Annotated in this window: 8 protein-coding genes; 6 read left to right on the top strand and 2 right to left on the bottom strand. The window is 52.4% G+C overall.

Annotated elements, in window-relative coordinates:
• Window positions 1-113 precede the first annotated feature (113 nt).
• The 5 genes from GK091_RS22615 to purQ all read left to right on the top strand — a co-directional run bounded on the left by GK091_RS22615 (window position 114) and on the right by purQ (window position 5,495).
• Window positions 114-1,259 carry a hypothetical protein gene (locus tag GK091_RS22615; protein WP_164042265.1) on the top strand — a complete coding sequence of 382 codons (1,146 nt, stop codon included), beginning with the start codon at window positions 114-116 and terminating at the stop codon, window positions 1,257-1,259.
• 34 nt (window positions 1,260-1,293) lie between these two features.
• Window positions 1,294-2,961: a M1 family metallopeptidase gene (locus GK091_RS22610; RefSeq protein ID WP_164042263.1), complete on the top strand. Its 1,668-nt coding sequence runs from the start codon at window positions 1,294-1,296 to the stop codon at window positions 2,959-2,961.
• An 81-nt stretch (window positions 2,962-3,042) separates the two neighbouring features.
• Window positions 3,043-3,789 carry a 5'-nucleotidase C-terminal domain-containing protein gene (locus tag GK091_RS22605; protein ID WP_246202359.1) on the top strand — a complete coding sequence of 249 codons (747 nt, stop codon included), beginning with the start codon at window positions 3,043-3,045 and terminating at the stop codon, window positions 3,787-3,789.
• Window positions 3,767-4,690 (top strand): bifunctional metallophosphatase/5'-nucleotidase, encoded by a 924-nt coding sequence (locus GK091_RS22600; protein WP_164042261.1) that lies wholly within the window; start codon window positions 3,767-3,769, stop codon window positions 4,688-4,690. The genes GK091_RS22605 and GK091_RS22600 overlap by 23 nt, the downstream gene beginning before the upstream one ends.
• 118 nt (window positions 4,691-4,808) lie before the next feature.
• Window positions 4,809-5,495: a phosphoribosylformylglycinamidine synthase subunit PurQ gene (gene purQ, locus GK091_RS22595; protein ID WP_164042259.1), complete on the top strand. Its 687-nt coding sequence runs from the start codon at window positions 4,809-4,811 to the stop codon at window positions 5,493-5,495.
• A 71-nt stretch (window positions 5,496-5,566) separates the two neighbouring features.
• Here purQ and GK091_RS22590 read toward each other — a convergent pair whose 3' ends face one another.
• Window positions 5,567-8,245, bottom strand: coding sequence for a hypothetical protein (locus tag GK091_RS22590; protein WP_164042256.1), 2,679 nt, complete (start codon window positions 8,243-8,245; stop codon window positions 5,567-5,569).
• Between the two features lie 619 nt (window positions 8,246-8,864).
• Between GK091_RS22590 and GK091_RS22585 the strand changes: the two genes are divergently transcribed.
• Window positions 8,865-9,617 carry an SDR family NAD(P)-dependent oxidoreductase gene (locus tag GK091_RS22585; RefSeq protein ID WP_164042254.1) on the top strand — a complete coding sequence of 251 codons (753 nt, stop codon included), beginning with the start codon at window positions 8,865-8,867 and terminating at the stop codon, window positions 9,615-9,617.
• A 98-nt stretch (window positions 9,618-9,715) separates the two neighbouring features.
• Here GK091_RS22585 and GK091_RS22580 read toward each other — a convergent pair whose 3' ends face one another.
• Window positions 9,716-12,247: an ABC transporter permease gene (locus GK091_RS22580; protein WP_394351885.1), complete on the bottom strand. Its 2,532-nt coding sequence runs from the start codon at window positions 12,245-12,247 to the stop codon at window positions 9,716-9,718.
• Window positions 12,248-12,309: the final 62 nt, after the last annotated feature.

The raw sequence follows: 12,309 nt of genomic DNA, 5'->3' as shown, positions 1-12,309 counted from the left end.
AGTCGCGCCTTTTTTGCGTAAATTTTGTTACTATTGGCACCGGGAAATAGCTTCTTCATCTTGCTGTAAGCCCCTTAGTAGTACCTTTATTTTTCTACGCTACCTTACACACTATGAACCGTCTGCTCTACGTGCTGCTGCTTTCGCCCCTGCTCGCTTCGGCGCAGGCGACGATTGATACGCTGCACTGGAGTGCCACCCGACGGTTGCAGTTAACTGATTTTCATTCACCAACTCAACCGGGCCTGGGTGGTTCCGAATTTTACTACCAGCTTGGTTACGAAGTCCGCCCAACATCGCTATGGAGTGAGCCCGCCGTCGATGCGTACTGCCTGATGTTCCGCAACTTATCGTGGATATCGGAGACGGCGAAGAATGACCGAACATTAACGTACAACCAGGTTCTGTTCGATCTCGTCGAAGTGCATGCCCGGCTGATGAAAGCCAAACTTATTACGCTGCGGGCCGACCGGCATTTTAAACAGAGAGCCAAACAGATCGAGTACCTGACCAATTCCGAACTGGGTTCTGAGGTTAACCGGTTTCGGGGAGAAACGGGCGGGGGCGATGATCAGGAAGCGTTGCTGCGTTGGCAGCGGCAGGTTGCCATACGACTCTACGATACACCCGACCTGGTAACGATTGTCCGTTCATCCAAGATTGGTTTTGGGATTTTCGCGGGTGGTGGTAGCCTTTTGCCAACGGGGCCGCTGGCCGGAACGATCAGCACACCGCTTGGCATTGCGACAGGTCTGGACATTGCCTTTCGACGGACCATACTCCTCCTGCATCCAACACAGTATACTGCGCAGCTAACACAGGCATTCAAACACCAGAATCAATCCTGGGAAGATGGTATGCGTGTCAGGCCATCCCTGCTGGAAGTGGGTGTAGGGCGCATCCTGTACGATTCGCCCCGCAGTCGGTTCATTCCCTACGTCGGGTATCGCCTGCTCGATCTGTCTCCGCGCGACCGCAACGACGAACGCTACAAAGGTTTTTCGCTGACGAATCACGCGCCAACGGTGGGCGTTATTGTCGACATCAAATTAGGCGACAATACCCAAAAGCCTGATCGTTCGGAAGATAGTTTCTGGTTCGTGCGCACAAAGTTATCGGTCAGCCCGGTTCAGGCAACCGCTCCGTTTTCGGGTGGCCTGATCAATCTACAGGTTGGCCTCGGCGGATTCGGGCGGATTCGCAAAGTAAACTACCGAACCGAACGGACCGCTATCCCGCTTCCCAGCAGCGCTTTATAGGCTGGCTTCCTGCTGATTCTTCGTCATCGCTCCCATGCATCGTTCTGGCAAAAGCACCACAAGCCTGCTCATTACCCTGTTGCTTACGTCAACCGGTCTATTGCCTGTTTCGGCGGTTTTTGCCCAGCCGTTCAGTCATGCCGACTCCCTACGTGGCAGCCTTCGCCCGGAGCGAACCAGTTACGACGTAACGTTCTATGATCTGCGTGTAAGCGTCGACCCGGCTACCAAACGGATCGAGGGCACGAACACCATTCACTATAAAGTCGTTCACCCGTTTCGCCGGATGCAGGTCGATCTGTTTGCGAACATGGCGATACAATCCATTCGACAGAACGGGAAAGCACTCGCCTATTCCCGCGATGGCAACGCGATTTTCATCACGATGAATGAGCCACAACCCATTGGACAACGGCGGGCGTTGACCATTGCGTATTCAGGGAGTCCGGTACTGGCCAGCAATCCGCCCTGGGATGGTGGCTTCGTCTGGCGGACCGATACCACAACCGCAAAAAAAACGAACTGGCTCACCGTTGCCTGCGAGGGTACGGGCGCCAGCTTGTGGTGGCCTAACAAAGACCACCTGTCCGATGAACCCGACTCGATGCGAATCAGCTGTCGGGTTCCGAAAGGACTTACCTGCGTTTCGAACGGAAAGCTGATTGGCCAGAAACCAACACCGGATGGTCGTCAAACCGAATGGACATGGTTCGTCCATTACCCGATCAACAATTACAATGTTACGCTTAACATCTCTGACTACGCGCATATTACTGACACCTACACTGCCCGCGATGGGCAGAAACTTCCGCTGGATTATTACGTACTGCCCGGTAATGTGCAGAAAGCCCGTACTCATTTCAAACAGGTGAAGACCATGCTGGCCTGTTATGAAACTTATTTCGGGAAGTACCCTTTCTGGCGGGATGGCTACAAACTGGTCGAGACGCCTTATTGGGGCATGGAACACCAGAGTGCCATCGCGTACGGGAATCAGTTTCGAAACAATACCTTCGGGTTCGATTTCATCATCATCCACGAGAGCGGTCACGAGTACTTTGGCAATAGTTTAAGGTGCGCCGATCCGGCCGAAATGTGGATTCACGAAGCGTTCACGACTTACGCCGAAGCGTTGTACGTCGAATACACGCAGGGCAAACCGCGGGCCGTCGACTACCTGAACACCCAGCGGAAACTGATCCAGAACAAATTTCCCCTGCTGGGTCCGTCGGGCGTCAATTATGATCAGGAAGACACCGACATCTATTACAAAGGCACCTGGATGCTGCACACCCTTCGCAACGCAGTAGGTAACGATACAACCTGGTTTGCCGCCCTCAAGGCACTGGCTGTTGAAAAGCAGTTGTCTATCGTTTACACCGACGAGATCATTGACTTTCTGAGCGAACGAACGGGGGTTAACCTTCGGCCTCTGTTCAATCAGTACCTGCGTTATCCGAACCTGCCAACGCTGGACTATAAAATCATTGCGAAAAGTACGGACGAACTGACACTCAGTTACCGATGGGTTGCCGACGCCGACGGGTTCAACCTCCCCATAACCGTTCGGGTTGGTAACGGAGACGGGCAGACTATTCGGCCTACGCAGACATGGGCAACAACGACCATCAACTCAGCCGGAAAGCTGACAATCGACCTGGATAAGGGCCTGTTCAATACCCGATCCGTAGCGATAGAGTAACCGGCTACAGTATTACCCAAAATACCCGGTTTCTAATTGTTTGTTAACGCACGATTGCCAAGACTTTCCGAACTTGCAGCCATGATGAAGAAACACCTCTTGTTACTGGCCTTTGTGGGTCTCTGGGCCTGTAACCCTGGCGGTTATCACCTCACGAATCGGACTGCCAACCGCATTGGCGTCGACTCTGTTGCAGCACAAGCCGATAGCAGTGTTGCCAATTTTCTGAAACCCTATCGTCAGGGGCTCGACAAATCGATGAACGAGGTGCTGACCCGCTCCACTGGGCGCATCGAAAAAGGGCAACCCGACGGACCACTCAACGACCTGCTGACGGATGCGCTACTACAGCAGGCCAGCCAGAAATACGGTAAATCAATCGACTGCTCGCACCTCAACTACGGGGGCATCCGAAACAATCTCCCCGAAGGCAACATCACAACTGGATCGATTTTCGAGGTTATGCCCTTCGATAATCAGACGGTTGTTCTGACGCTTAAAGGCGATATGCTGCAACGGATGCTGAACCATTTTGCGATTGGCAACAAACTGGTGGTGGGTGGTTTGCGGGCCAAAATTCACGATGGTCAGGTGAGCTCAGTAGCCTTCACCAATGGCCGGACGCTCCAGCCCAATGAGACGTATACCATAGCCATGAGTGACTACGTAGCCGACGGGGGCGATGACGCTGGCTTTCTGAAGAACCCCATCAAGCGCGAGAATATAAATTACCTAGTCCGCGATGCCCTGATCGACTACTTCCGGAATCAGGGAAAAACCGGCCAACCCATTAATCCTCTTTCTGATGGACGCATTAGCCTCGAATAGACGCCAGTTTCTGAAAATACTGGGCACAGCCGCCGTGATCGGTTCAGTTGCGCCGGATACGCTGGCTAGCGGTCGGGCCAAAACCACATCACTAACCATTCTGCACACCAATGACGTGCATAGTCGGCTTGATCCGTTTCCGATGGATGGCAGTCGCAATGCGGGTAAGGGGGGTGTGGCTCGCCGGGCAACCTTGATCACGAAAATTCGGCAGGAACAGAAAAATGTACTACTGTTCGATGCGGGCGACGTTTTTCAGGGCACACCCTATTTCAATCTCTACAAGGGCGAACCCGAAGTGCTGGCCATGAACCGGCTCGGTTATGACGCGGGAACGATCGGCAACCACGATTTCGACGGGGGTATCGACAACATGGTTACGCAGTTCGGTAAAGCCAGCTTTCCGCTACTGATCGCCAACTACGATTTCAAAAATACGGTGATGGACGGCCATTCCATGCCATACAAAATCTTCGAGAAAGATGGGGTTCGGGTTGGCGTTTTCGGCGTTGGTATTCAGCCGGAAGGTCTGATCCCGAAGAGTGCCTATAAAGAAACGAAGTACCTCGACCCGATCGAGATCAGCAATGATACAGCTGCAACGCTTCGGTCAGCCAAGAAGTGCGACTACGTGATCTGCCTGTCGCATCTGGGGTTCAAATACAACGAACCGACCGTTTCGGATAACGTACTGGCGGCTAAAACCCGCAACATCGATCTGATTATCGGTGGACATACGCACACGTTTCTGGACGCTCCGGTAGCCGTCATGAATCCGGATGGTCAGCCCGTATGGATCAATCAGGTTGGCTTTGCGGGCATCAACCTTGGCCGAATCAATCTGGCTTTTGAACAAGGCAAGGCCGTTTCGAGCGCGGGAAAGGCTGTCGAAATAAAGTAAAGTTCGTACCTTTGTCCATCTTACAGGGCGAAAGAGTGAATGAGCGAACGAGTGGCTAACACGTCCTCCTTCACCCATTCAATTTTTCGCTCGTTCACTCTTTCGCTCGTTCACCGCTATGAAATTTGGCGTTGTTGTTTTTCCCGGTTCCAACTGCGATCAGGATGCTGTCGATACGCTGGAACTGATGGACCAGGAGGTCGTTAAACTCTGGCACAAAGACCACGATCTGCAAGGTTGTGATTTTATTCTATTGCCCGGCGGCTTCTCGTATGGCGACTATCTCCGCACAGGCTCCGTGGCCCGGTTTTCGCCGATCATGAGCGAAGTTATTGCCCACGCGAACCGGGGCGGTTACCTGATGGGTATCTGCAACGGATTCCAGATTCTGGCCGAAGCAAGACTCGTTCCGGGTGTTTTACTGCGTAATTCTAATCAGCAGTACATCTGTAAAAATGTATACCTGGCTCCTCAATCGCCCGACGCACTGCTAACGGCGGGTCTTGATCGCCCGGCCTATAAAATTCCAATGGCGCACGGCGAAGGCCGTTACTTCGCTGACGCGGATACGCTGAAGGAATTAAATGACAATGGACAGGTGCTGTTCCGGTATTGCGACGAGACCGGTGCCATTCTTGAGTCGGCCAATCCAAATGGTAGCCTGGAAAATATTGCGGGTGTCACCAACAAAGGAAAGAACGTCTTTGGTATGATGCCCCACCCCGAACGCGCTGCCGATCCGCTCTTGGGCAATACGGACGGTCGTTTGATTCTCGATCAGATTTTGAAAGCCGTTCTGGTTTAACTACTTGTTTTCTAGAACAGCAAACGGGGTTCGGTAGCAGTACCGAACCCCGTTTGCTGTTTTAGGCTGTTTTATTGCTTGATAATCTTCACGGTTTTTTGTTCACTGTTCGTGACAGCCTGTAGTAAAAGCAACTCTGGGCCCGACTGATCAAGCTGAAACGCGGGCTCTTCGCTGGCCCCTGCCTGCTCGATCATACGGGTTTCCAGCAATTGGCCCCGAACATCCGTCAGACGCAGCCGAATGGACTGGCCTTCAGCTCCTTCAATACGTACCCGCACCTGATCACGAACCGGGTTACCCAGCACGGTCAGCGATAACGTCGCTCTGGTTTCTGCTACGCTTAACCGCGCTCGTCCACAAGCTGCTTTCAGATCCCAGGTGTAGGTCACAACCTGCCCGTTCTGACGAGCCATCAGGGAGAAAGGCTTCACATCGTTGGCCGTGCGGCTGTCTTTATCGACAAACTGATCGGGATTGACTGTCCAGTCAGTGATGCCTATCGATTTAAACTCAATGGGCGACCCATTACCACCACTAGTATTGAAATGGATCGCTCCACTCTGGCAGTTGTACGTTGGTGCGAGTAGAGCCAGCGAATCGCCAGTAGGAGGATTGACAGGTGGTTGATTTCCAGCACAATACGCACTAAAATCAAAAGCATAAGTAGTGGTCTGGCCGCTTTGGGTGGCGGTGATGGTAATGGGCTTGGGATCGTTACGCAGTCCCTGCTCAATAGTACCCGTGTTACTCGTGGCCGATGAGCGGGTGATACCTGGCGCCGAATACGTAATGAGCGAGCCATCCCCACCGGTCGTATTAAACGTAATGGCACCGGTTTGGCAGCTATACGTAGGGGCAGTTAGCGCCAGCGAGTTGCCGGTTGGCGGATTGACTACCGGTACATCAGTGACCGCAATCCTGAAGGTTGTAACAACAGGTTGGTTTGGAAAGTACTGGGTGCTGGCCGTTACCGTGACGGTATAAACACCCGTCGTGGTCGGAGCACCGATGATCGACACATTCAGCATACTGGTTAGATCACCTGAGGACTGCAAGATGCCCGCCGGTAACCCCTTCATGCTTACGGACCAGTTCGACATATAATGCGGCTGGGCCTGGGTAGGGTCCTGAATATACGTTGCCAGATTGAAAGCGGACCGATCCAGTACTTGCCCAACCTTGTAAGTCTGGTCAGGAAGAGAGCTAGTTAACACCGGTGGTTTGATCTCATTCGTACAGGCACCGATCAAATTGAAGGTATACGTTGCCGTTACACCGCTCTGAGTGGCGGTGATAACGATGGGCTTGGGATCATTACGCAGCCCCTGCTCAACTACACCTGCGTTACTGGTCGGCGAGGATCGGGTGATACCCGGCGCCGAATAGGTAACGGGCGAGCCATCCCCACCGGTTGTGTTGAACGTGATGGCACCAGTTTGACAGGTATATGTAGGTGCAGTTAGTTTGAAGGCATTAGCCGGATTTTGAAGTTTCACAATCCAGGTGGCCGGAGTAGCGGTCTGTCTGCCCTTGACATCGCCATCGTTTGATTCCGTTACCCCGGCCACGATGTAGCCATCAGGAATGGAGAGAATTGCTGGCTTAAAATTATAATCCCGGCCAGATCCTCCCAGCGTTTTCGTCCAGACAACGCCCCCCTGGTCCGAGAATCCCGTTAACCGAATATCTCCCTTGTTGTTGTCCCAAGGTGTATCATTACCAACCAGATAAACCAGCGGTTTTTCTGATGGCGGCACAGCCGCAACGGTCGCCAGCGAATTGAAGGACTGATAAGGCACCTGAACGGGGGTATTGGTAGGATTTCCCAACGCATCGATACGCAACGTCGATGAAGCATAAAAACCTGGTGTGGCTGGTAGCACATAGCCATTTAAAAAATAGGCCTCAGTACCCGACAAGTCGGCAGATACATCGTTCAGCTCATTCATTTGCTGATAATGCCGCTGCCACACAACACTGCCATCACCATCCAGCTTGGCGGCCCACCCACGAAGGGTACTGTTGCTGGTTGTCGGATTGGCGGTACCGACCAGCAGATAACCACCATCGGGGGTATTAACCACTTTATTAACCCGTGTGCCATTAGTATATAGCAGACTGTTGTTCGGTCCTCCTGGCGTCAGATACCGCAGTTCTTTTTGCCATACCACATACCCGGTCTGATTAACCTTTGTGATAATTACGTACGTGGCATCAGGGGCGAACGGATCGGCATAGGTGCGGTCATAGCGGATAGCAAAGGCAACAAAACCACCATCTGAACTGGCAACGATACTACTGACCGAATAGTCGTACTGGGGCGAAACCGAAAAGGCAAGATTTGATGCCCATAAAACACCTCCGTTGGCATTACGCTTTTGGAGGCTCCATGATTGGCTATCCAACACACCTACCACCACGTTGCCATCGTTCGTAGAAACAGGGCTCACCGTCGATAGTACGTCACTGCCGCTTGTTCCTCTTATCGGTGTATCGCTCAACACATCACCCGCTGTCGTTAGGGCCACCAATCGCCGGTCAGCGGTCACGACGAAATATCCGCCCGAGCTATTTTTAACAATGGCGCTTCTGCCACTGACCGCACCCGGAATAACTGGTTCAATGGACCGCTGCCACTGAATAACGGGGGCCTGAGCGTTTATGATAAGGGGTAAGGTCAGACCGACAAGCCAGCTCATTACCACTAGCCACTTCTGATAGGACAGAATTTGGTAATTCTTTTTCATAAAATTGATTTTTAAAGGGTAGTAGCTTAATTAACACTATCAATGAGCCATTAATAGATACTTGCGTTGTAATCATACCCATCACTTGAGCACCTATTTATTTTATGGTAGTATGACCGTTTGCAACGCTATTTTTCACCAAAAACAGTAACTCATAGAAATTGCCATACCAACTATTCAGCCTGATGACCAACCACCCACTACGAGTTTGGCGCGTACAAGTCACAAGGTTTGTGTGTTTGGCGAACCAAGGATTCAGGCTCAAAATCCAGCTTATTAACCGCAAAGAGGGACAAAGACTGTCTGGCCCTTCAGCGCGAAAGGCGGCAGGTATTTGATGGTGTATGAATGAATGTCGTTACGGTGAAAACTCGTACAATCTTTTTCCAATTCTCAGGAGTTGAACCAGAATACTTTCTCCACGATGTACGGCTATAGGCTGTTTGAAATGTGTTTGATTCCACAAAGTTGGGAACAATTCGGCTAGCCGTTTACCATGGACTCCCGGCTTTTCGAGAGTGCGTAGTAACCCATAAGCTCCCGGAAAATCACGGCAGAACGTATGGCGATTTATAACTATTTCCGGGTAGACAGGTTCTTTCCATAACTACGTATCGTTATGGAACACTCACTTTCAGGAAAAACGGCCCTGGTTACCGGGGCTGCATCGGGTATCGGAAAAGCGATCGCGCTTCTCTACGCTCAACACGGTGCCAACGTTCTCGTCTCCGATCTTGACGCCGAAAAGGGTCAGGTCGTTGTCGAACAGATCAAAGGAATGGACGTGCAGAGCCATTTTGTACTGGCCGATGTCGGTGATCCAACCGATTGCGAACGACTGGTCAATGAAGTGGTCAATCGCTACGGAAAACTGGACATTGCCTGCAACAACGCGGGGATTGGTGGGGAACAGAACCTGACCGCCGATTATAGTCTGGACGGATGGCAGAAGATCATCAACATTAACCTTAACGGTGTCTTTTATTGCCTCAAATACCAGCTGGCTCAAATGGTTAAGCAAGGGCACGGCACCATCGTCAATATGGCCTCTATTCTGGGTCAGGCGGGTACGTTGAACTCGCCGGGCTACGTGGCCGCCAAACACGCTGTGGTTGGGCTGACCAAAGCAGCCGCCCTCGAATATGCCGCCAAAGGCATCCGCGTCAATTCCGTTGGGCCTGGCTACATTGATACGCCCTTATTGACGGCTCTGCCCGAAGAAACCCGCGAACAGCTGATCCAGCTACATCCTATCGGTCGCTTGGGCAAATCCGAGGAAGTGGCCGAACTGGTCGTATGGCTGTCATCCAGCAAAGCGTCCTTCGTCACCGGTTCGTATTACCCTGTCGATGGCGGTTATTTAGCGCAATAGGCAAGCAGGTAAAAAAGTCAAATCCAGCTACTTACCGAACATTCATTCGGCAAGTAGCTGGATTTTTCGTACTCAGTTTTAAAAATCGCTTAACAGCTCTACCCTTCCGACCGCAACACATCCAACGGCGGACGCACCAATACGTCACGACTATTAAATAGTCCAATCAGCACCGTTAATGCGGTTACGGCAGTGGCAATCACGACCAGCGGCACGGCATTGGGTCGGTACGGCACCTTGAATACGAACTGAGCCAGTGCCCACGTGCCAACCACCGACAATAAGATGCCCGACAGAGCCGCGAGTAAACCAAGCAGTCCGTATTCGAGGGCAGTAATGCGCAGAATCTGATTGCGGCTGGCCCCCAGTGTACGTAGCAGAACGCTTTCGCGCAGTCGCTGGTATTTGCTGATAACCACCGAACTGGCCAGCACCAGTAAACCCGTCAAAATACTGAAGAGTGCCATGAACTGAATGACAAACGAAATCTGGCCCAGAATCTCATCGACCGTTTTCAGGATCAGCCCCAGATCGATCGCCGAAACGTTCGGAAACTGGCTGACGAGATTTCGTTGCAGGATGGCCGACGTCCGGTTATCGGGCACACGGGTCATGAGAACGTGAAACTGCGGAGCCTGTTCCAGCACACCCGATGGAAACACGACCAGGAAATTGGTCTGAACCCGATTCCATTCCACTTCGCGCGTTCCCCCAACAATGGCCGGAATCTGAGCACCCTGCACGTTAAAATTGAGTGTATCGCCAAGTTTTACGTGCATTCGCTCAAGGAAATCCTTCTCCACAGACACATACACGTTTCCGTTGGCCTGGTAAGGCGCTTTACCGGCAAACTGCTTCTCCGAGGAAATCAGCGTGTCACGATAGGTAACTCGATACTCGCGGGTAAAGGCCCAGTTCGGCGTTTTGAGCGTCGTATCTTTTTGCGCAGCGGCCGATTCAGACGACTTCCCGTTGATGTCTGTTAACCGCATGGTCACGACCGGCACATCCTGTAAAACCGGCAACTGCTGCTGACGAACCAGCGACCGGACACCCGCAATCTGCTCCCGCTGAATATCAAACAGCACCATATTTGGCTGGTTGCCACTACCCGACAGTTCGACCCGGCCCAGCAACAATCCCTGCGTCAGGTAAAGCGTTGCGATCAGAAACGCACCGAGTCCGATAGCTGTTACCAGAATCAATGTCTGGTTATTGGGTCGGTACAGATTCGCCAGACTCTGCCGCCAGACGTAACTCCACGATGCCGGAAAGAATCGGCGTACCAGCCAGATCAGTCCCAAACCGAGAGCGGTTAGAATGCCAAACGCTACGATCAGACCACCTGTAAAGCTAACAGCTAGCATTAAATTCTTCGTTTGCAGATACGCAAAACCAACGATAAACCCGATAACGAGCAGATAGACGAGCCACCGCCACGGATCACGGCTGCTCATGTCATCTTCATACGACGTTCGCAGCGTTCGTAACGGCGACACGTTCCGGATAGCCAGTAGCGGAAGCAACGCGAATAAGACCGAGATGAGCAACCCAGTACCGATACCGCCCAGAATTGCCGGTGCCGATAGCGTTGTGTCGACCGTAACCGGCAAAAAACGGCCAAATACCTGTGGCAAGACCAACTGGATCGCCGAGCCGACAAAAGCACCGACCGTAGCCCCGATCAGTCCCATCAGAGCGGTCTGAACCAAATAGATCAGCAAAGCCTGCCCTCCGCTGGCTCCCAATGTTCGCAGGATGGCTACCGACGTAATTTTCTCTTTTACGTATAATTGCACGGCACTGGCAACGCCCACACAACCCAGCAACAACGCCACAAAAGCAACCAGACTCATGTATTTGGTCAGATCGGCGAAGGAACGACCAGTCTGGCGTTTGCGGTCGGCAACGGTGTCAACGTTTACGCCTTCTTTGTCCAGTCGGGCGGTGTATTTTTTGATCGATGCTGACACGTCGGTGCCGGGCGCGAACTGGTAATAATATTTATAAGCGATCCGGCTTCCGCGCTGCAATAGCCCGGTGCTTGCCAGAAACTTGTTGGGGATAAAAACCGTCGGTGCAACCGTGGCGGCAATGGCAGCCTGACCGGGTGTTTTCGTAACCCGACCGACGATCAGAAAGGAATGATTACCGACCCGAACCGAATCGCCGGGCTGCGCCCCTAACTGTACCAACAACCCATCATCGACCAGTGCCACGCGACTCTGCGCCTGACGAAATGATTGGATGGCCGAAACAGGCTCAACCTCCCAGGTTCCGTAGTACGGGAAATTACCTTCCAGCCCCTTCACCTGCGCCAATCGGACACCACCCGTTTTCGGAATCGACACCAGCGAGGCAAACGACACTTCATACGCACGGTCGCGACCAAGTGTTTTCGCCAGTTGCTGAGTTTTGGGGGAAGGTGGCCGCGTCCACGAAAGGGTCAGATCGGCACCGAGTAACTCCCGCGCCTGTTCGTCGATGCTACGAGCCAGGTTATCACCGAATGAATTAATGGCAACCAACGCTGCAATGCCCAGCACGATGGCCGACATGAACAGCAGTAACCGCTGCCGACTCCGGCGACTATCGCGCCAGGCCATGCGAAAAAGCCAGGAAAACTGCATTTCTATTGAGTGATTGGTAACGGTGTGATTGAGTGAAAATCTGTCTATGAAATTGTTTATTC

This window comes from Spirosoma agri (assembly GCF_010747415.1).
GTDB lineage: Bacteria > Bacteroidota > Bacteroidia > Cytophagales > Spirosomataceae > Spirosoma > Spirosoma agri.
The sequence above is the reverse complement of the archived record's forward strand: the minus strand, read 5'-3'. Positions and strand labels throughout refer to the sequence as shown.